At 67.4% G+C, this 20,028-nt stretch carries 21 protein-coding genes; 6 read left to right on the top strand and 15 right to left on the bottom strand.

Features of this window, described 5'->3' with window-relative positions; translation table 11 throughout:
* Nucleotides 1-3 precede the first annotated feature (3 nt).
* Nucleotides 4-804 (top strand): hypothetical protein, encoded by an 801-nt coding sequence (locus EYR15_RS06070; protein ID WP_245498172.1) that lies wholly within the window; start codon nt 4-6, stop codon nt 802-804.
* Here EYR15_RS06070 and EYR15_RS06065 read toward each other — a convergent pair.
* Together EYR15_RS06065 and EYR15_RS06060 are read right to left on the bottom strand one after the other, a co-directional pair.
* Nucleotides 792-1,550 (bottom strand): glycerophosphodiester phosphodiesterase family protein, encoded by a 759-nt coding sequence (locus EYR15_RS06065; protein WP_131002082.1) that lies wholly within the window; start codon nt 1,548-1,550, stop codon nt 792-794. The genes EYR15_RS06070 and EYR15_RS06065 overlap by 13 nt on opposite strands.
* Nucleotides 1,551-1,557: 7 nt before the next feature.
* Nucleotides 1,558-2,022, bottom strand: a complete 465-nt coding sequence (locus EYR15_RS06060; RefSeq protein WP_131002080.1) for a RidA family protein — start codon at nt 2,020-2,022, stop codon at nt 1,558-1,560.
* 123 nt (nt 2,023-2,145) lie between these two features.
* On the opposite strand from EYR15_RS06060, the gene EYR15_RS06055 reads away from it, so the two are divergent.
* Entirely contained in the window at nt 2,146-2,979 is an 834-nt protein-coding gene (locus tag EYR15_RS06055) for a cell envelope integrity EipB family protein (RefSeq protein ID WP_131002078.1), read from the top strand.
* Here EYR15_RS06055 and EYR15_RS06050 read toward each other — a convergent pair whose 3' ends face one another.
* Together EYR15_RS06050 and EYR15_RS06045 are read right to left on the bottom strand one after the other, a co-directional pair.
* The gene (locus EYR15_RS06050; RefSeq protein ID WP_131002076.1) at nt 2,980-4,245 is read right to left on the bottom strand and encodes a DNA polymerase IV; all 1,266 of its coding nucleotides are present in this window, start codon (nt 4,243-4,245) and stop codon (nt 2,980-2,982) included.
* A 10-nt stretch (nt 4,246-4,255) separates the two neighbouring features.
* The gene (locus tag EYR15_RS06045; RefSeq protein WP_131002074.1) at nt 4,256-4,546 is read right to left on the bottom strand and encodes a DUF3572 domain-containing protein; all 291 of its coding nucleotides are present in this window, start codon (nt 4,544-4,546) and stop codon (nt 4,256-4,258) included.
* A gap of 153 nt (nt 4,547-4,699) precedes the next feature.
* On the opposite strand from EYR15_RS06045, the gene EYR15_RS06040 reads away from it, so the two are divergent.
* Complete coding sequence (locus EYR15_RS06040) at nt 4,700-5,071, top strand: response regulator (protein ID WP_131002072.1); 372 nt, start codon at nt 4,700-4,702, stop codon at nt 5,069-5,071.
* Between the two features lie 8 nt (nt 5,072-5,079).
* On the top strand, nt 5,080-6,453 hold the full coding sequence (locus tag EYR15_RS06035; RefSeq protein ID WP_131002070.1) for a PleD family two-component system response regulator: 1,374 nt from the start codon (nt 5,080-5,082) through the stop codon (nt 6,451-6,453).
* Between the two features lie 91 nt (nt 6,454-6,544).
* Here the strand turns inward: EYR15_RS06035 and rpmG are convergent, their stop codons facing one another.
* The 6 genes from rpmG to topA form a co-directional block, all read right to left on the bottom strand.
* Complete coding sequence (rpmG, locus tag EYR15_RS06030) at nt 6,545-6,712, bottom strand: 50S ribosomal protein L33 (RefSeq protein ID WP_131002067.1); 168 nt, start codon at nt 6,710-6,712, stop codon at nt 6,545-6,547.
* 92 nt (nt 6,713-6,804) lie between these two features.
* On the bottom strand, nt 6,805-7,962 hold the full coding sequence (locus tag EYR15_RS06025; protein ID WP_131002066.1) for an MFS transporter: 1,158 nt from the start codon (nt 7,960-7,962) through the stop codon (nt 6,805-6,807).
* Between the two features lie 71 nt (nt 7,963-8,033).
* Nucleotides 8,034-8,750 (bottom strand): NUDIX hydrolase, encoded by a 717-nt coding sequence (locus EYR15_RS06020; RefSeq protein ID WP_131002064.1) that lies wholly within the window; start codon nt 8,748-8,750, stop codon nt 8,034-8,036.
* Nucleotides 8,747-9,202 carry a DUF983 domain-containing protein gene (locus EYR15_RS06015; RefSeq protein WP_131002062.1) on the bottom strand — a complete coding sequence of 152 codons (456 nt, stop codon included), beginning with the start codon at nt 9,200-9,202 and terminating at the stop codon, nt 8,747-8,749. Before EYR15_RS06015 ends, EYR15_RS06020 begins: the two co-directional genes overlap by 4 nt.
* A complete protein-coding gene (rnr, locus tag EYR15_RS06010; protein ID WP_131002060.1) occupies nt 9,199-11,550 on the bottom strand; it encodes a ribonuclease R in 2,352 nt (783 codons plus the stop codon). Before rnr ends, EYR15_RS06015 begins: the two co-directional genes overlap by 4 nt.
* Before the next feature lie 175 nt (nt 11,551-11,725).
* Entirely contained in the window at nt 11,726-14,347 is a 2,622-nt protein-coding gene (topA, locus tag EYR15_RS06005) for a type I DNA topoisomerase (protein WP_131002058.1), read from the bottom strand.
* A 186-nt stretch (nt 14,348-14,533) separates the two neighbouring features.
* On the opposite strand from topA, the gene EYR15_RS06000 reads away from it, so the two are divergent.
* Complete coding sequence (locus EYR15_RS06000; RefSeq protein WP_131002056.1) at nt 14,534-14,746, top strand: hypothetical protein; 213 nt, start codon at nt 14,534-14,536, stop codon at nt 14,744-14,746.
* Here EYR15_RS06000 and dprA read toward each other — a convergent pair.
* From dprA to EYR15_RS05980, 4 genes are read right to left on the bottom strand one after another with little or no spacing between them, the layout of a single operon-like run.
* Nucleotides 14,720-15,853: a DNA-processing protein DprA gene (dprA, locus tag EYR15_RS05995; protein ID WP_131002054.1), complete on the bottom strand. Its 1,134-nt coding sequence runs from the start codon at nt 15,851-15,853 to the stop codon at nt 14,720-14,722. The genes EYR15_RS06000 and dprA overlap by 27 nt on opposite strands.
* Nucleotides 15,853-16,461: a glycerol-3-phosphate 1-O-acyltransferase PlsY gene (gene plsY, locus EYR15_RS05990; protein ID WP_131002052.1), complete on the bottom strand. Its 609-nt coding sequence runs from the start codon at nt 16,459-16,461 to the stop codon at nt 15,853-15,855. Before plsY ends, dprA begins: the two co-directional genes overlap by 1 nt.
* Nucleotides 16,462-16,502: 41 nt before the next feature.
* A complete protein-coding gene (locus tag EYR15_RS05985) occupies nt 16,503-17,822 on the bottom strand; it encodes a dihydroorotase (protein ID WP_131002050.1) in 1,320 nt (439 codons plus the stop codon).
* Nucleotides 17,815-18,768 (bottom strand): aspartate carbamoyltransferase catalytic subunit, encoded by a 954-nt coding sequence (locus EYR15_RS05980; protein ID WP_131002048.1) that lies wholly within the window; start codon nt 18,766-18,768, stop codon nt 17,815-17,817. The genes EYR15_RS05985 and EYR15_RS05980 overlap by 8 nt, the downstream gene beginning before the upstream one ends.
* 186 nt (nt 18,769-18,954) lie before the next feature.
* On the opposite strand from EYR15_RS05980, the gene EYR15_RS05975 reads away from it, so the two are divergent.
* Nucleotides 18,955-19,473 (top strand): hypothetical protein, encoded by a 519-nt coding sequence (locus tag EYR15_RS05975; protein ID WP_131002046.1) that lies wholly within the window; start codon nt 18,955-18,957, stop codon nt 19,471-19,473.
* Between the two features lie 70 nt (nt 19,474-19,543).
* Here EYR15_RS05975 and EYR15_RS05970 read toward each other — a convergent pair whose 3' ends face one another.
* A complete protein-coding gene (locus EYR15_RS05970) occupies nt 19,544-20,017 on the bottom strand; it encodes an MgtC/SapB family protein (protein WP_131002044.1) in 474 nt (157 codons plus the stop codon).
* Between the last annotated feature and the right edge of the window lie 11 nt (nt 20,018-20,028).

Raw genomic sequence — 20,028 nt, 5'->3', positions numbered from 1 at the left:
GGCATGGCGTATTTCATGTCGCAGATTGGCGGGGGCCTGCTGGCCGCGTTGATCTCCAGCTCCGCATTAGCCGGCGCGTACACTCTGCCGCGGGGCGAGGTGAAGCTCTTCGTTTCCGGGCTGATGACCGACGGCGACCGTTATTTCGATACGACGGGCCGGCGTCAGCCGCGCGGCCGCTACACCAAGTACGACACGCCGGTCTTCGTCGAATACGGCGTTCGCGACGGCGTCACGCTGTTCGGCTCGACCGAGCTTGAAAAGATCAGCGCCGAGGATGGCGGTCGGCACGAGCGGCAGGGCCTCGGACGTTCCGAACTCGGCGCCCGCATCCGCCTGTTCAATGAGGGGCCGTGGATCGCCTCGGCGCAAGGCTCGGTCGTGGTCGCTGGCGCGCGCGCGAAGGAAGGCGTAGCTGCGATTGGCGAGACCGACGATCAGGTCGACGTCCGCGGGCTGATCCAGCGTAGCTTCGAAGCCTTCGGCATAGCGGGCTTCGCCGATTTCGAGGCTGGCTATCGCTGGCGCAGCAAGGCGCCGGCCGATGAAGTGCGGCTCGACGCCACGGTGGGGCTGCGGGTCGCTCCAAGATGGCTCGCTCTCGTCCAGAGCTTCAACACGATCGGCGCCGGGCGTTGGAGCGGCCGCTACCCATTGCGCCAGCGGATCGCGAAGCTTCAGGGCGCGCTGTTCTACGATCTCACCGAGCGGATGCAGCTCTTCGGCGCCGCCTTCTTCACGCCATATGGTCGCGACGCCATGGACGAGACCGGCGGGCAGATCGGCGTCGGTTACCGGTTCTGATCGGGTAGAAAACCTTCGAAGACTATCTGGTCGGCATGAACAAGGGCGCGCGTCCGATCAGCCGGGCTCTTGACGGTCCAACACATCACGGGCTTGCCGGAGGCCCGGGCTACCGCGACCTCGGGCCGATCGATGTCCTCGATGTCCCAGGAGAGGAAATCGATCTCGTCGATCCGAGGAGAACGGAGGGCTTTCGCAAGCGCGCGTCCCCGCGCCCCGCGAGGCTTTCCGGCCGCTGGATCCAGTTTGATCTCATGGCCCACCAAGCCGCACGGGATCGCAGGCGCATAGAGCTTCGCCACGCGAACGGCGCGGGGATTGAACGACTTCAAAGCCACTTGGGCGCTCCGCTCCGCGACACGTTCGGCGACGCGGCGAGCATGCTCCACGCCCTGCTTTCGCGGGCTTTTGATCTCGACGACAAGGGGGACACGGCCTCCCACGAGGTCGAGGCAGTCTTCGAGCGTCCAGAGGAGATCGCCGGAATGCGCGATCGGGATCCGGCGGAGCTCGGCGACGGTCTTCACGGCGATCCTGCCGGTCTCAGCCGACAGGCGGTCGAGGACGGCGTCATGAATAACGACCATTCCCCCGTCCGCCGTTTCGCGCACGTCGATCTCGACGCCGTAACCGGCGTCGATCGCGCGCGAGACGGCGGTCGGGGTGTTCTCGATAATTCCGGCCGCACGATCGTGCAGGCCGCGATGGGCAATCGGGCGCGCGAAGAGCCAGTCAAGCGCCCCCATCGCTGGCTCAGGCGACTTCGATGATCGCTTCGACTTCGACCGCCGCGTTCAGCGGCAGCGCCGCCACGCCGACCGCGGAGCGGGCGTGCCGGCCCTTGTCGCCCAGAACCTCGACGAGGAAGTCGGACGCGCCGTTCATCACCTTCGGCTGATCGCCAAAATCCGCGGTGGAGGCTACGAAGCCCGTGAGCTTCACGATCCGCGCGATGCGGTCGAGATCGCCCAGAACCGATTTTGCCTGCGATAGGATGTTGATGGCGCAGAGCTTCGCGGCCTTGTTCGCGTCCTCAATCGAGACGCCCGCGCCAAGCGTGCCGGTAAGCGCCAGTCCGCCCGGGCCGAAGGGGAGCTGGCCGGAGACGTAGAGCATGGAGCCGGACAGCACGGCCGGGATGTAGTTCGCAGCCGGCGCCGGCGCGTCGGGCAGGGTTACGCCGAGCTCCTGAAGTCGCTTGTCGATCGCTCCGGCCATAATCTCAACCCTTCTTCACGCCATTGGAGGTTCAGGCTTATCGCCGTTCGGCGGCCCTCCGCATTGCCTTTAGCCGAGCGCGCCGCACAATGGAAACGGCATGACGACGAGGCCGCATCACACGTGATCATCCCATTCCGCATCGCCGCCGCCGGCGCGCTGGCGCTTCTCGCGCTGGCCGAGCCCGCATTCGCCGCCGCTCCCCTTGTGGCGCATCGCGCGGTCTACGAGCTGAAGCTGCGCTCCACCCGCGGCTCCACCCAGGTCGAGCAGGTGAGGGGGCGCATCGTCTACGAGTTCAAGGGCGATTCCTGCGGCGGTTACGCGCTGAATTTCCGGCAGGTCACGGAGATCGCGAGCGAGGGCGGCGACACCAACGTCTCTGATTTGCGCTCGAAGACCTGGGAGGACGGCGCGGCGAAGAGCTTCAAGTTCGCGGCGCAGAACTTCCTGAACCAGAAGCTCGACCGCGATACCGACGGCCATGCCGAGCGCGCGTCTGATGGCGTGAACGTCAGCACGACCAAGCCCGAGAAGACGTCGAACGCCTTCGACAAGAAGACGCTGTTTCCGACCGAGCACCTAATCCGGATCATCGAGGCCGCGCAGCGCGGCGAGTCGCTGCTCGAGGCGAGCGTCTATGACGGGTCGGAGGCGGGGGACAAAAGCTTCGACACGCTGAGCGTGATCGGGAAGCGGAGTGACGCTCCGGAGCCCGGGCTGGAGGAGCCGGCGCGCGTGAAGGAGCTCGTCGGGCAGCCGCATTGGCCCGTCACGATCAGCTATTTTCAACAGGACAAGGCGGAAGACGGCGAGCGCACCCCGGACTACGAGATGAGCTTCGAGCTCTACGCCAACGGCGTCAGCCGCGCGCTCCGCATCGACTACGGGGAGTTCATCCTCGATGGCGACCTGAAGGAGCTGGAGTTCCTGCCCGCCTCGAAGGCATGCCCCTGACTACCGCCGCGGCCGGTGCGCAAACGCCCGCTCAACCGAATCGTCGCCGAACCGCGCCCGAAGCTTCGCCATCGCGGTTTCGATCGCGCCGAGCTTTTCCGTTCGCCGCTCCAGATCCGGTGGGTCGGCGTCCGTTCCCGGCCGCAGATCCGAGATCGACACCCCGATCAGCCGGAACGCCGTGCCGTTCGCTTCGCGCTTCAGCATGCCGCGCGCGGCCTCGAAGATCCGTCCGGCGAGCAGGGTCGGCGAGGGCAAGGCGTGCGCGCGGGTTCGCAGCCGGAAATCCGTCGTCTTGAGCTTCAGCGTGACGGTCGAGCCGGCGATCTCATCGGCCCGGAGCCGCGCCGCGACCTTCTCGCAAAGTCGCCAAAGTCGCGCCTCCAGCTCGTCGGCAGCCGTCACATCGACGTCGAAAGTGGTCTCCGCCCCCACGCTTTTGCGCGCGCGATCCGGTTGGACCGAGCGGTCGTCCTTGCCGAAGGCAAGGCGCGAGAGCCTCAGGCCTCCTTCGCCGTAGCGCCGCGCCAGGTCGCGTGGGTCGGCGCGCTGAAGGTCGCCTATCGTGCGCAGCCCGTCGCGGGCCAACTGATCGGCGAAGGCGGGTCCGACGCCCCATAGGAAGCCGATCGGCCGGTCGCTCAGGAAGGCCGAAGCCTCATTGATCGAGAGGCAGGCGAAGCCGCGCGGCTTGTCGAGGTCGGACGCGATCTTGGCGAGGAACTTGTTGCTCGCGAGGCCGACGGAGACCGTGATCCCGACGTCCCGCTCCACCTCCTGCGCGAATCGCGCGAGCGTCAGCGCGGGCGGCGCCTTGTGCAGCGCCGCCGTGCCGGAAAGATCGAGAAACGCCTCGTCGATCGACAGCGGCTCTACGAGCGGAGTGAGCGCCAGCATCTTGGCCTTCACCGCGCGGCTCGCTTCGACATACTTCGCGAAGTTCGGCTTCACGACCACCGCATCGGGGCACAGCTTCAGCGCCTTGAACATCGGCATGGCGGACTTCACGCCGCGGATCCGCGCGATGTAGCAGGCGGTCGAAACGACGCCGCGCTTGCCGCCGCCGATGATCACCGGCTTTTCGGCGAGCGACGGGTCGTCGCGCTTCTCGATCGTGGCGAAGAAGGCGTCGCAGTCGACATGAGCGATCGAGAGCGTCGCAAGCTCGCGATGCCGTGCGATCCGTGGGCTTCCGCAGCGCAGGCAGCGCGGCCCCGCCGCCGCCTCGGCGAGGCAGTCCCGGCAGAAGGCGAAGGGCTGCGCCACGGCTGTCCGATCAGCCCACGGGATCTGCGTCGCCGGTCAGCCGGCGGCGGGCGTCCGCCACCGCCTCCGGCCGAAGACCTTCGGCCTCCGCAAAGGCGAGCAGAAGGCGCTCGTCCGTCAGCAGATGATCGAGTACGGCGGCTGTAAAGCCCGGCTCACGCGCGGCCGCCCGGATCGTCGAGGGTTCAAGGCCGGACAAAGCGAGGAAGCGGCCAAGCCGCTGCATATCCTGCGCGAGGAAGCCGAGCGCTCGCGCCCCGATGTCTTCCGCCGACGGATCGACGTTCGGGGTCTTCAGCATGTCCGTTCGCCTTTTCGCAAGGAATGTTCGCTAGAGTTTTGTGAAAGAACGACATATCGCGGCGGCTCATCGAACGCTGGCGAGCGCGTCCCTACCTTCCGGGGGCGCACGGCGCCTCGCCCTTTGCGTCCGGCACGGTGGAGTGCAGTCAGTATGCCGAAAACCGTCCTGATCGTAGAAGACAACGAGCTCAACATGAAGCTCTTCCACGATCTCCTGGAGGCGCATGGCTACGCCACCATCGAGACACGGAACGGCATCGAGGCGCTTGAGCTCGCCCGCACCCGCATGCCCGACCTCATCCTCATGGACATCCAATTGCCCGAGGTCTCCGGCCTCGACGTCACGCGGTGGCTGAAGGAGGACGAACGTACGCGGCCCATCCCGGTGATCGCCGTCACGGCCTTCGCCATGAAGGGAGACGAGGAGCGCATCCGCGGAGGGGGCTGCGAGGCCTATCTTTCAAAGCCGATCTCGGTTTCGAAGTTTCTCGAGACCGTGCGTCATTTCCTCGGGGAAGGGTGAGCCGACGAATGACCGCTCGGATCCTGGTCGTCGACGACATCGCCGCCAACCTCAAACTTCTCGAAGCCCGGCTCACCGCCGAATATTTCGACGTGATCACCGCCGCCACGGGGCAGGAGGCGCTCGACGTCTGCGCTCGGGCTCAGTGCGACATCGTCCTGCTCGACGTGATGATGCCGGGGATGGACGGATTCGAGGTGTGCCGACGGCTGAAGGCCGACCCGCAGACCCACCACATCCCGGTCATCATCATCACTGCCCTCGACCAGCCGTCCGACCGGCTGCAAGGTCTTGAAGCCGGGGCGGACGACTTCCTGACGAAGCCAGTCGCCGACATCGCGCTGATGGCGAGAGTGCGGTCGCTCACGCGTCTCAAGATGCTCGGCGACGAGCTGCGCCTGCGCGCTCAGACCACTCGTGAGATCGGCATGTCGGACGCCCTGATTGCGGCGATCGCCGACACCGGCCGCGACGGGCGGGTCCTTGTCGTCGACGACCGCGAAAGCTCTTCGGAGCGGATTGCCCTCGCGCTCGAAGGCGAGCAGACGGTGGAGATCGAAGGCGATCCGCAGGAGGCGCTGTTCCGGGTTGCGGAAGGCGATTTCGACGTCGTGATCGTCGCGCTGTCGCTGGAGAACTACGACGCGCTGCGACTGTGCGCGCAGATCCGTTCGCTCGAGCGCACGCGCATGACCCCCGTGGTGTTGATCGCCGCGCCGGACCAGAATGCCCGCGTGCTTCGCGGCCTAGAGGTCGGCGTCAACGACTATCTGATACGGCCGGTCGAGCCGAACGAGCTCAAGGCGCGAATCCGGACGCAGGTGAAGCGCCGTCGCTACACGGATCGCCTGCGCTCGAACCTGCAGAACAGCATGGAGCTCGCCGTCACCGACGGGCTGACCGGCCTGCACAATCGCCGCTACATGGAGACCCATCTCCAGAGCCTCATCGATCAGGCGGTGAGCCGCGACCGTCCGTTGTCCGCGCTCGTGGTCGACATCGACTACTTCAAGCGCGTCAACGATACCTACGGACACGACGGCGGCGACGAGGTGCTGCGCGAGTTCTCGCGGCGCCTGAAGGCCAGCGTGCGCGGCATCGACCTCGCGTGCCGGCTCGGCGGCGAGGAGTTCGTGGTGATCATGCCCGAGACGGACGCTGCGGTGGCGCGCGTCGTCGCCGAGCGCATTCGCACGAAGTGCTCGGCGACCCGATTCGAGCTCGGCCGCGGCGCGCGCCTGCTCGACGTCACGGTCTCCGTCGGCGTCGCCAGCCTCAACGGCCCTCAGGACGAGGCCGCGACGCTTCTGAAGCGCGCCGACGTCGCGCTCTACAAGGCGAAGGCCGAGGGCCGCAACCGGGTCGTCGCGGACGCCGCCTGACGGCGACGCCCAAACCCACGGCAAACAAAAAGGCGGCCCCGGAGGCCGCCTTTTTCATTCGAGGTCGTGAACCTGGATCAGCGATCTGAGATCACTTGATCTTGGTCTCCTTGAACTCGACGTGCTTGCGCGCGACCGGATCGTACTTCTTGAGCACCATCTTCTCGGTCTTCGTGCGAGAGTTCTTGCTGGTCACGTAGAAGAAGCCGGTGTCGGCCGTGCTCAGCAGCTTGATCTTGATGTTGGCGGCCTTCGCCATGACGAGAACCTCGGGCGGGCGGCCGCGAGGAACGCGCGCCGCAATCGTATGAAATCGAGCGAGCGCGCAACCTACTCACGTAGCCTCTGATGTCAAGGCGCGCGCCGGCGTCTCGCGATTAGCACGATATAGGCGAGCAGGATCGCGGCCATGGCGAGCGGCGCGCCGTGCGGGTTCCAGACGTCGAAGCCAGCGCCGAGGACCGGCGGCCCGACGAGCATGCCGAGCGAGTACATCACGACAAAAGCTGCGTTGGCGGTGGCGAGGTCTACCCCTGAGAATCGCGAGCCGATGAGCGCCAGCCCGACGGTGTAGAGCCCCGAGACCGCACCGCCCCACAGCGCCAGCATGACGTAGAACGGGATCGGCCACTGCGAAACGTAAGGAATCGCGAGCGCCCCGGCGAGGCCGAGGACGCCGATCAGCAGCAGCAGGAGGCGGCGGTCCATTCGGTCGCTCAACAGACCGATCGGCATCTGCCACAGGACGTTGCCGATCGCGACAGCGGAGCCGAGCAGCGTCGCCTCGCCAGGCGTCAGGCCGATGCGAACGCCGTAGATCGGCAGGAAGGTGAAGCCGCCGGTCTCGATGGCGCCGAAGGTAAAGCCCGCGAGAGTGGCGGCAGGGGCGAGCCTGATAAAGAACAGGACGCCGCGCCCGGCCTCAGGACGTTCGATCCGCGGCGCGGAGCCGCCGGCGGCGAACACAGGGAAGGCGGCCAGCGCGAACAGGGCAGCGCATATCGCGTAAGGCGTGAAGCTGGTCAGCCCCGTCCAGGCCACGATCGCCGGTCCTGCGGAGAAGCCGACCGAGAGCGCCGTGCCGTAAAGACCCATGACGAGGCCGCGCGACTTCGGGGGCGCAGCGGCGTTGATCCAGAATTCCGAGACCACGAACAACGTGGCGAATGCGCCGCCGAACAGGAAGCGCAAGGGGAACCACGCCCAGAGCGGCTCGACGAAGTAGAACGCGACGCTGGTCGCCGCGCCGAGCGCAAGTGCTCCTAGAAGCAGCGAGGTCACCCCGAAGATGGCAGCGAGCCGCGGCAGCAGCGGCGCGACGATCATGACGGCGAGACCTGCAAGCGCGGTGTTCGCGCCGATCATCGAACCCGACGCCCCACGCGCCTCCATCGCCAGCGCGAGCAGCGGCACCGAAAGGCTGAGGCTGACGCCGGCAAGCGTGATGCATCCGATCGCGGCCGCGATCCCAAGGCGGTCGGCGGGGGTTGAGGTAGACTGATGAAGCATGGCGAGAGGCAAGAGCACACCGGCCGTCTGAAAGCCAGCGGCCGCGGCGGTAGAGCGCCGTGGTCAACGCCTCATACGAGTTCGCGCGCTGACTGCGATCCGCGCCGATAGAATGGGGTCGGTTGGTCGCGCTCCAGGCCGTCCTCCAGCCGCGCTTCGAGATCGACGAGGATCAGCCGCGTGATCGCGGGAAGATCGAGAGAGCGCGCCTCCGCGAGCGTCGGCCAGCAGAGTTCCACCAACTCGGCGTCCGCATGGATTACGCCCTCGCGGCGCGCGGCGATCAGGCTGGCGTCGGCTGCGAAGAAGCGGGTGTCGAAGCGCCTTGGCCGACCGGGCGGCGTGATCGCGCGCGCGACGAAATGCAGCCCGTCGAGCGACGGCGCGATACCCGCCTCGACGAACGGCGCCCAGGCGTCCCCGCGGGCGCGAAACGCCACGCCGCGCTGGCCGATCATCAGTCCGGTCTCTTCCGCAAGCTCCCGAATGGCGGCGAGGCCGTAGGCCTTCACCCGGGAAGCGGTGGCGCGGCGGACGCCATGCTTCAATCGACGCTCGACATGCGGCGGGTAGGGGGCCGCGACGCTGACGAGGCCGTCGGCCCGCTCCACGCGCCCGCCCGGGAAGACGTACTTGCCCGGCATGAAGCGAACGCCCTCGTGCCGGCGGCCCATAAGCACCTTCGGCTCGCGTCCCGACGCATCGATCAGCATGACGGTCGCCGCATCGCGGATCGGCAGCCGCTTCGGCGCCTGTTTTGAAGCCGCCGTGACGGAGAGGGCGCTCACACCGGACTGTCCGGCTTCAGCCCGCCGTCGCGGAGGGCGCCGTCTTCGCCTTCGCCGCCGAAGCCGTGCATCCTGAGCGCCCATTGCAGGCCGATCAGCGCGCCTTTCACGGAGGGCAGCATGGCGAGCGACAGGATCACCGTCGCCGGCAGCCAGATGGCCATCTGCACCCAGGCCGGAGGATGATAGGTGGTCTCCACCGACAGCAAGCCGCCGATCACGATGTGGGCCACCACCGAAATGACGATGTAAGGCGGCGCGTCGTCCGCGCGTTGGTGGTGCAGTTCCTCGCCGCAGACGGCGCAGACGGGATGAACCTTGAGATAACCGTCGAATATCTTGCCCTTCCCGCATCGCGGGCAACGCAGCTTCGCGCCGCGCCCGATCGATCGTCCCACCGGCCGCTCTTCGAGCGCTCCGGGAGATCCGGAGATCGTCACGTCCGCGCTCATCGCCGTCCCTTCGCTTTTTTCGGACCGGGCTTGTAGGGCCCGCTCGGGCCTCGCGAGCCTGACGTCGTGGCGGCCATCCGCCTCATGCCGCGCTTGCCGCGGCCGGCCACCTTTCCGGGGCGGCCCTCCGAAAGCATCTCGAAGCGCAAGGCGCCTGCGACCGGAGCGGCGTCGATCAGCTTCACGTCCACATGGTCTCCCAAGCGGAAACTTTCACCTGTCCGTTCGCCGACGAGCGCCCGCGCAGCTTCGTCATGCACGAAATAGTCGTCACCGAGCGTCGCGGCGGGGATGAAGCCGTCCGCGCCGGTGTCGTCGAGCTTCACGAACAGCCCCGAGCGGGTGACGCCCGCGATGCGCCCCGAGAAGGTCGCGCCGACCTGATCGGAGAGGAAATGCGCGATAAGCCGATCGACCGTCTCACGCTCGGCCGCCATTGCGCGACGCTCGGCGGCGGAGATGCGCGCGCCGATTTCACCCAGCGTGTCCGGCGTCGTTCCGTCGGGCAGTCCGTCTGTCCCGAGGTCGAGCGCGCGGATCAGCGCCCGGTGGACGATCAGGTCGGCGTAGCGGCGGATCGGCGAGGTGAAGTGCGCGTAACGGCGCAGGTTCAGGCCAAAATGGCCGTAATTGTCGGAGGCGTATTCGGCCTGCGCCTGCGTGCGCAGCACCACCTCGTTGATGAGGGTCGCGTTCTCGGTGTCCGCCATCCGTCTCAGTATGCCGTTGAAATGCGACGGTCTCAGATTGCCCGACTTCGGGAACTCCGTGTCCAGCGTCTTGAGCAGCTCGCGCAACGCCTCGAGCTTTTCGAGCGAGGGCGCATCGTGGACGCGGTAGACGAGCGGCGTGCGCTTCGCCTCCAGCGTCTCGGCCGCCGCGACGTTCGCCTGGATCATGAACTCCTCGATCAGCTTGTGGGCGTCGAGGCGCGCGGGCACGATCACCCGATCGACCGAACCGTCGGGCTTCAGCAGGAGCTTGCGCTCGGGTAGGTCGAGGTCGAGCGGCCCACGGACGTCGCGGGCGTTCTTGAGCGCCGCATAGGCGTCCCATAGCGGCCGGAGCACGGTCTCCAGCAGCGGCCCGGTGGCGTCGTCGGGCGCGCCGTCGATCGCCGCCTGCGCCTGGGTGTAGGAGAGCTTCGCCGCCGACTTCATCATCACGCGGTGGAAGGAATGGCGAATCTTCCGTCCGCCCTTCCCGAGATACATCCGTACGGCGAGCGCCGGACGGTTCACCTTCTCCTTCAGAGAGCAGAGGTCGTTGGAGATGCGCTCGGGCAGCATTGGCACGACCCGGTCGGGGAAATAGACCGAATTGCCGCGCTCCAGCGCCTCGCGGTCGAGCGCCGATCCGGGCCTGACGTAACCCGCTACGTCCGCGATGGCGACGGTGACGATGAAGCCGCCCGGATTATCGGGGGCGGGATCAGCCTCCGCATGGACAGCGTCGTCGTGATCCTTTGCGTCCGCGGGATCGATCGTGACCAGCGGCAGCCGCCGCCAATCCTCGCGACCGCGCATCGAGGCGGCCGGCGCCGCTTCCGCCTCGGCCAGCGCCGCAGCCGGGAAGACATGAGGGATCTGATGCGTATGGATCGCGATCAGGCTGACGGCGCGCTCGCTCTTCAGCGAGCCCAGCCGCTCCCGCACCCTCGCAGCCGGCAACCCGTAGCGGCCCTGCTTCACGATGTCGGCGGCGATCAGGTCGCCATCGCTCGCCCCGCCGGAATCATCGGCGGAGATCGCGAGTTCGCGGCCGGCGTTCTTCTTGTCTACGGGCACGAGCCGGCCTGAGCCGTCGGGCAGCCCGCGGAAGATGCCGAGCACGCGCGCAGACTGCTTCGACAGCACCTTGATGACGCGGCCATGATGTGTGGCGCCGCCGGGCTCGACCTCATCCAGCGGCTCGACACGGACAAGGACGCGATCGCCGACGCCGGGGACCATGCCGGGCTTGCGGCCACGGGCGGGCACGTCGACAAGGATCTTCGGCGCCGGGCCCAGTTCGTCCTCGTCCCATTCGACCGGCGTCGCGATCAGCTCGCCGTCGCGATCCCGGCCGATCACGTCGCCCAGCGTCACGGAGGGCAGGTGGCCTGCGCGGCTGATCTTCTTGCCGCGGCGACCGACGACCCCGTCGTCCGCGAGCTCCTGGAGCATGTCCTTTAGCGCGATACGGTCATCGCCGGTGATGCGGAAGGCGCGCGCGATCTCGCGCTTGCCGATCTTGCCGCCCTGTTCGGTGATGAAGGCGACGAGCTCGTCGCGCGAGGGAAGGCCGCGCGTGCGCAGAGCGGAGGCGGGAAGGTCGGTCTTGGGCTTGCGTGAAAAAGGCTTGGACAACAGAGCGCTTTCGATCGTGCCGCGGGAAGCGCTGCGTGCGCGTCTCGGCCTTGAGCCGAGACCCAGACACGCCAAAATTGGAAGATGCTGACGCTACGGACCCCGATTGTCTGCGGTTCTGGGCCCCGGCTCAAGGCCGGGGCGCAACGGCGGCGCGATAGATTCGCCGCGCCAGCTATCCCGCCGCCGTCTTCTTGGTCGAAGCTTTCTTAGCGGCCGTCTTCTTCGGCGCGGCCTTCTTTGCGGCCGCTTTGCGAGCCGGCTTCTTCGACGGCCCGCTGGCGGCCTTCGCCGCGATGATCGGCAACGCCTGCTCCAGCGTCAGCGTCTCGGGGTCCGATCCTTGCGGCAGCGTGGCGTTGATCGAGCCGTGCTTGACGTAAGGCCCGTAGCGCCCGGCGTGAACGGTGACCGGGCCGCCTTCGGGATGGTCGCCGACCACGCGTCCGGCAGCCGCCTGTCCACGGCCGCCGCGCTTCTCCTTCTTCTCCGCGATGACCGACACCGCGCGGTTGAGGCCGACGGTGAAGACTTCTTCCGCTGAGTCGAGATTCGCATAGACGCCGTCATGGGAGACGTAGGGGCCGTAACGACCGATATTCGCCTCGATCGGCTTGCCGGTCTCGGGGTGAGCGCCGACGAGACGCGGCAGCGTCAGGAGCTTGAGCGCCCCTTCGAGGTCGAGATCGGCCGCGGACCACCCCTTTGGCAGGGAGGCGCGTTTCGGCTTCTCCTTCTCCACCGGCTCTCCGAGCTGGACGTAAGGACCGAAGCGGCCGGCCCGCAACGAGACCTCGAGGGAGGTCGCGGGGTCGACGCCCAGGACCTTTACGCCGTCCGGACCGGCCGCCGAGCCCTCCTCGCCCTCGAGTTCCCCGCCCAGAGGCCGCGTGTAGCGGCATTCCGGGTAGTTCGAGCAGCCGACGAACGAGCCGAACTTGCCGAGCTTCAGCGACAGTCTGCCGTTGCCGCAGGTCGGGCAGATCCGGGGATCGGAGCCGTCGGCCTTCGCAGGGAAGATGTAGGGGCCGAGGATCTCGTTGAGCGCGTCCAGCACCTCCGTGACCCGGAGTTCCTTGGTCGCGTCGACAGCGCCGGTGAACTCCTTCCAGAAGGCGCGGAGCACCTCTTTCCAGTCGAGTTCATTGTTCGAAATCTTGTCGAGCTGCTCTTCCAGCCCCGCCGTAAAGTCATATTCGACGTAGCGCTTGAAGAAGCTCTGCAGGAAGGCCGTCACCAGTCGCCCTTTGTCGTCAGGGACGAGGCGCTTCTTGTCGAGCTTGACGTATTCGCGATCGCGCAGAACGCCGAGCGTGGCCGCGTAGGTCGAGGGCCGGCCGATGCCGAGCTCCTCCATGCGCTTCACGAGCGCCGCTTCCGTGTAGCGGGGAGGCGGCTCGGTGAAGTGCTGGGTCGAGGAGACCGGACCGTCGCGACGGAGGGCGTCGCCGCCGGCCATCGCGGGCAGGCGCTTCGTCTCGTCGTCCTCTTCGTCGTCGCGCCCTTCCTGATAGAGCGCGAGAAACCCGTCGAAGGTCACGACCGTGCCGGTGGCGCGGAGTTCGATCGCCCGGCCGGAGCCGGTCGCCGCGATGTCGACCGTCGTGCGCTCGACTTCCGCCGATTCCATCTGGCTCGCCACGGTGCGCTTCCAGATCAGGTCATAGAGACGCGCCTGATCCTCGTCGAGGCGCTTCGCCATTTCCTTCGGCGAGCGGGTCGGGTCGGTCGGGCGTACGGCCTCGTGGGCCTCCTGCGCGTTCTTCGCTTTGACCGTGTATTTGCGGGGGCTCTCCGGCACGTAACGAGAGCCGTAGTCCGAGCCGATGAGGGAGCGGACGGCCGTGATCGCCTCCGGCGCCATGTCGACGCCGTCGGTGCGCATATAGGTGATGAGGCCGACCGTTTCGCCGCCGATGTCGACGCCTTCGTAGAGCCGCTGCGCGATTTGCATCGTGCGGTTCGGCGCGAGGCCGAGCTTGCGCGAAGCCTCCTGTTGCAGCGTCGAGGTGGTGAACGGCGGCTGCGGGTTACGTCGGCCGGGCTTGGCCTCGACGGAGGAGACCTTAAGGTCTGAGGCCTCGACCGCCTTCTTCAGCGCGGTCGCCGTCGCCTCGTCGGCGATGTCGAGACGGCCGAGCTTCTTTCCGTCGGCCGCCGAGATCCGCGCCTCGAATGCGTCGCCCTTCGGCGTCGCGAGATGCGCGATCAGCGACCAGTACTCGCGAGGAACGAAACGTTCTATTTCCGACTCGCGGTCGCAGACCAGCCTCAGCGCGACCGACTGGACGCGCCCGGCGGAGCGTGCGCCGGGCAGCTTGCGCCACAGGACCGGCGAGAGGTTGAAGCCGACGAGATAGTCCAGAGCGCGGCGGGCGAGATAGGCGTCGACGAGGCCGACATCGATCTCGCGCGGCTTCTTCATCGCGTCGAGAATCGACTGCTTGGTGATGGCGTTGAACACCACCCGCTCGATCGGCTGGTCCTTGATCGCCTTCTTGGCGCGCAGAACCTCAAGGACGTGCCAGGAGATCGCCTCGCCCTCGCGGTCGGGGTCGGTCGCCAAAATCAGCTTATCGGCGCCTTTCACGGCGCGAACGATCTCGTTCAGCCGCGAGGCCGACTTGCCGTCCACCTCCCAGAGCATGTGGAAATCGGCGTCGGGATCGACCGAGCCGTCCTTGGCTGGCAGATCGCGGACGTGGCCATACGAGGCGAACACCTCGTAGTCCGAGCCAAGATACTTGTTGATCGTCTTCGCCTTGGCAGGCGATTCGACGATGACGACACTGTTCATGGGGAATGTGAGCCTTTCGCCGATCCGCACCCGGCGGCGGCGGAAAATGGGAGAGGCGCCCCCTCGTGTCAAATAACCGTTCTGCTGACGCTCGTCGCCAACTCCCGCGAGTTGGAGGTTGCGCTACCGGACAACCTGCAATCTAAGATATAGCCATCATAGATTGTGCAACTCAGTGGGGGCGCCATGGATCGACTATCGCGACGTCGACTGCCGCCTTACACCCGTCGGGACACGGCCTCCTATGTGGCGGCGATGGCGGCCGCTCTGAGGCAGCTCGCCCGCAAGAACGACTTGGCGACGCTCGCCTATCTCCTCGACATGGCCCGGCTTGAAGCCGAAACCGAGGCCCGGCGGGCTGAGGACGACAACTCAGGCCCAATCCTCGAAGGCTCTTAGCCGCACCCGCCCTCCAGCGTGCCGATCGAGCCGACCGGCGAGCTCCAGCTCCAGCAACACGATCTGCACCGTTCGCGCGTCGGCGCCGGAATGGCGAATGAGGTCGTCGACCATCGCGGGCGAGGGCCCCAGCAAGGCGATGATGCGCGAGCGGTCATCCTCCTCCGGCTCGCGATCGTCGAAGCCCGCCGCGCCGGCCTGTGCAAGCGAAATTGGCGGCGGCGGGGGCGGTCCACGGTCGATCAACCGGCTCAGAGCCTCGATCACGTCGTCGGAGCGCGTGACGAAGGTGGCGCCCTCCCGCAGCAGGTGATTCGAACCCTCGCAGCGCGGATCGAGCGGAGATCCGGGCGCCGCCATGACCTCGCGGCCGAGTTCGTTCGCGAGCCGCGCGGTGATCAGCGACCCGGATCGGGTCGCCGCCTCCACGACCACCGTGCCCAGCGACATGCCTGCGATGATCCGGTTGCGGCGCGGGAAGTCGCGGCCACGCGGCTGCCAGCCCATCGGCATCTCGGTGACGAGCGCGCCCTCGTTGACGATGCGGCGCGCGAGATCCGCATGCTCGGGCGGATAGAGACAGTCGAGCCCGCCTGCGAAGACCGCGGCCGTGCCGCTCCTCAGCGAAGCTGAATGAGCGGCGGCGTCGATACCGCGCGCGAGGCCAGAGACGATCAGCCAGCCAGCTGCGCCGAGTTCCGACGCGATCTGCCCTGCGAAGGAACGTCCTGCTGAGGAGGCGTTCCGCCCTCCGACAATCGCCACTGCGGGACGCTGGAACGACTCGACCGATCCGGCGACGGTGATCACCGGCGGTGCGCCCTCGGCTGCTGCGAGCGCTGCGGGATAATCCTGTTCGCCGACCGCGATCAGCCGCGCGCCGCGCCGGCCGATCTCTGCAAGCTCGTCCTCGGCCTGTTCGCGAGAACAGACGGCGCCGCCGCGGCCACCGCGGCGCGCAAGTGAGGGCAGCGCTTCGAGCGCGGCCGCCGCTCCGCCGAAATGATTGACGAGACTTCGAAAGCTGTGGGGGCCGACATTTTCGGAGCGGATCAGGCGCAGCCACGCGATCCGCTGCTCGTCGCTAAGCCTGCCGCCGGTCTGCATCAGCCTTCTTCAGCCGCGGCAGCGCGCTGACCGATCCGGCCTTCTTCGCCCGCGAGCAGCCGGGCGATGTTGTCCCTGTGGAACGCCCAGATCAGCGCGGACAATCCGGCGAAGACCAGCGCTGTCGGGTTGACCGCGTCGAAGATCGCGACGGCGACCGGCGCGGCGAGGCTCGCGATCAGCGCCGAGAGCGAGGAATAGCGCGTCGTCTTCGCGATCAGGATCCAGGCGGCGGCGAAAACCAGCGCGGCCGGCCAGACGACGCCGATCAGAGCGCCGAGATAGGTCGCGACTCCCTTGCCGCCGCGAAACTTCAGCCAGACGGGGAAGACGTGGCCGATGAAGGCGGCGGCGCCGGCCGCAAGGCCAGCGGTCGGGCCCCAGAAATGGTTCGCGATCAAGACCGCGACCGTCGCCTTCAGCATATCGCCGAGGAGGGTGAGCGCCGCCAGGCTCTTGCGCCCGGTTCGCAGCACGTTGGTGGTGCCGATATTCCCCGAGCCGATGGTGCGGATGTCGCGCCCGTCACCGATATAGGTGACGATGACGCCGAACGGAATCGACCCCAGCAGGTAGCCGAGCGCGACCGCGACAAGCAACGGCGTCATAGCGAACAAATCCCGAGCCGGTCCGCCTGCGCAGCCGGCTGTTATCCCGAAGGGCGACCGTATGCGTGCACGGTGCGCCCCGCAACGACAGTCCGCGTCGCACGACCCGAAAGCCGGGCGCCATCGAAAGGCGTGTTCTTCGACTTGGACCGCAGGCTGGCCGCGTCGAGGACCCAAGGGGCGTCCGGATCGATCACCACGAGATCGGCCGGCGCACCGACTTTCAGGGACCCGCCGGGCAGCCCGAGAAGCGCTGCGGGCCGCGTCGACATGGCGGCGAGCAGGCGCGCCAGCGGGACCTCTCCGGAATGGACGAGGCGCAAGCCGGCAGCGAGCATCGTCTCGAGCCCGATCGCGCCGTCCTCGGCCTCGGCGAACGGCCGGCGCTTGGTCTCGACGTCCTGCGGATCGTGAGCGGACACGACGATGTCGATCACGCCCTCGGCGAGGGCCTGAACGAGCGCAAGACGGTCATCCTCATGCCGCAGCGGCGGCGAAAGCTTGAAGAACGTGCGGTACTCGCCGACGTCGTTCTCGTTCAGCGTCAGATGCGCGATCGAGGCCCCGCAGGTGACGGGCAGGCCATCGGCCTTGGCCTTTGCGATGATTGCGACGCTTTCCGCACAGGTGATGAGGCTCGCGTGGTAACGCGCGCCGGTCAGCGCCGCGAGCCGGATGTCGCGTTCGAGGATCAGCGCTTCGGCGGCCTTGGGCCGGCCGGGCAGACCGAGGCGGGAGGCGAACTCGCCCTCGTTCATCGCGCCGCCGGCGGTCAGGTCGGCGTCCTCGACATGGCAGCAGACGAGCGCGTCGAAATCCCGCGCGTAGGTCATCGCGCGGCGCATGACGCGGGCGCTCGCGATCGTCCGCGGCCCGTCCGAAAAGGCGACGGCACCGGCTTCGAGCAGCAGCCCGATCTCCGTCATCTCCTTGCCAGCCAGCCCCTTGGTGAGGGCCGCCATCGGATGGACGTTGACCGACGCCGTGTCGCGGGCGCGACGCTTGAGGTAGTCGACAATCTCAGGGGCATCGACCGACGGGGTCGTGTCGGGCCGGGTGACGATCGTGGTCACGCCGCCCGCAGCCGCCGCCTCGCTCGCTGTGGCGATGGTCTCGCGGTGCTCGGCGCCGGGCTCGCCCACGAAGGCCCCGACATCGATCAGGCCGGGCGCGAGAATTTGGCCGCGGCAGGAGACGATCTCGGCGCCGTCGACCTGACCTTGCGCGTCGCGCCCGACGGCCGCGATCTTGCCGTCGTCGACGAGCAGCGCGCCGACTTCGTCAAGCCCGCTCGCCGGGCAGATCAGCCGCGCGTCCACGAACAGCGCCCGGGGCGGTGGGGGAGGGGCCGCGTCACGCATTGCGCAGACGCCCTCCGAGAGCCTCGAGCACTGCCATCCGGACGGCGACGCCCATCTCGACTTGATCGCGGATCAGCGAGCGTGGGCCGTCCGCGACCTCCGACGCGATCTCGACGCCGCGGTTCATCGGTCCGGGGTGCATGACCACGGCGTCGGGCTTGGCGTAGGCGAGTTTCTGCGCGTCGAGGCCGAAATGCGCGAAATACTCCTTCACGGAAGGCACGTAGGAGCCGTCCATCCGCTCGAGCTGCAGGCGCAGCATCATCACCACGTCGGCGTCCTTCAGGCCCTCGCGCATCGTGCGATAGGTTGTCACGCCCAACCGCTCGACGCCCGCCGGTAACAGCGTCGAGGGCGCCACAACGCGCACCCGCGCGCCGAGCGCGTTCAGCAAGATGATGTTGGATCGCGCCACACGGCTGTGCAGCACGTCGCCGCAGATCGCGACCACGAGGCCTTCGATCCGGCCCTTGGCGCGCTTGATGGTGAGCGCGTCGAGCAGGGCTTGCGTCGGGTGTTCGTGCGCGCCGTCGCCGGCATTGATCACCGAGCAGTCGACCTTCTGCGCGAGCAGGGCGACCGCGCCAGCAGCATGATGGCGCACGACGATGATATCGGGCCGCATTGCGTTCAGGGTCGCCGCGGTGTCGAGCACCGTCTCGCCCTTCTTGATGGAGGAGGAGCCGACCGACATGTTCATCACGTCGGCCCCGAGTCGCTTGCCCGCGATCTCGAAGGACGATTGCGTCCTGGTCGAATTTTCGAAGAACAAATTGATCTGCGTGCGGCCGCGCAGGCTCACCCGCTTCTTCTCGAATTGGCGGGAGAGAGCAACCGCATCCTCGGCCGCCGCGAGCAGCCCCTCGATATCCTGCGGCGACAGGCCTGCGACCCCAAGCAGATGCCGGTGGGGGAAGACGAACAAGGGGTTCGGCTCAGGCTCCATCAAGGCCGGGTCTTTACGCTTGCGAATGCATGCGCGGCAAGTCTTCGCGCGCTCTTGTCCACGGCTTCGCAAGCACCATTTTTCGTTACGAGAGGCAAAACGCGGCGGGCGCTCACAGGCGCCCGGCGCAAAGACGTCATCCGGGGATCGGCGGAGCCGCTCCGGACGAGCGTTGGGAGATGTTTCATGACTTCATTTCGTAACGCACTGATTGCGGGCGTCTCGGCGCTCGGCGTGGTCGCAGGCTCGATGCCGGCGATGGCGGCTTCCGCCAAGTCGGAGCCGACCGTCGGCGGCGTGAAAATGAGCGACATCCAGGAAGTTCGCCACGGCTGGGGTGGTGGCGGTGGCGGGCGCGGCTGGGGCGGCGGCGGTCGCGGCTATAGAAGCGGCTGGGGCGGCGGCGGACGCTATTATGGCGGCTATGGTCGTCATCGGGGCTACTATGGCGGCTACGCGGCAGCCGGCATTCTCGGTCTCGCCGCCGGGGCTGCGATCGCAAGCCCCTATCGCTACGGTTACGGCTATGGCGACGGGTACTATTACGACGACGGCTATTACGGCCGTCCATACAGCTACTACGACCGGCCTTATCGTCGCGGCTATACCCGCGCCTACTACGGCGGGGCCGAGTGCCAGGTGATCTCGCGTCAGCGCGATCGGCATGGCTACCCGATCAAGGTGATCCGCTATCGTCCCTGCTGACCTGCGGACGATCCAAGAATGATGAAGCCCTCGTCCTCCATGGACGGGGGCTTTTTCTTAGGCTCGCTCGTCAGTCTTCATCGTCGGACTCGCGCGCCAGCTTTCGCGAAAGGCGTCGTGGCAGCGACAGCACGACGAGCGCGAGAACGACGCCCATCACGACGAGCTGCCATTTGCCGATCGCGCAGGCGATCTCGAGAGCGGCCGTCAGCCAAACCGCCGCTGCGGTAGTCAATCCACGGGCTCTTCCGGCGTCTGGCGCCGGTTTGAGGATCACGCCGGCGCCGATGAAGCCGACGCCGGTCAGCACGCCCTGAAGAATGCCTTGAACGACTCGGCTCAGCGCACCCGGCTCGTTTCGCAGACCGGGATCGCTCAGCGCCGCGAGCGAGACCAGGCACGCGCCGAGCGAGACGAGCCCGAGCGTGCGCACGCCGGCGGACTTGTCCTTCAGGTCGCGGTTGAACCCGATGACGACGCCGCACAGGGTCGCAGCCACGAGCCGAATGGCCGTTTCGGCGTGGAATGCGTCCAGCGCGTCCATCAAACCCGCCG

Source organism: Hansschlegelia quercus, from assembly GCF_004310425.1.
Taxonomy (GTDB): domain Bacteria; phylum Pseudomonadota; class Alphaproteobacteria; order Rhizobiales; family Methylopilaceae; genus Methylopila; species Methylopila quercus.
This window is presented reverse-complemented; position numbering and strand designations above follow the sequence as displayed.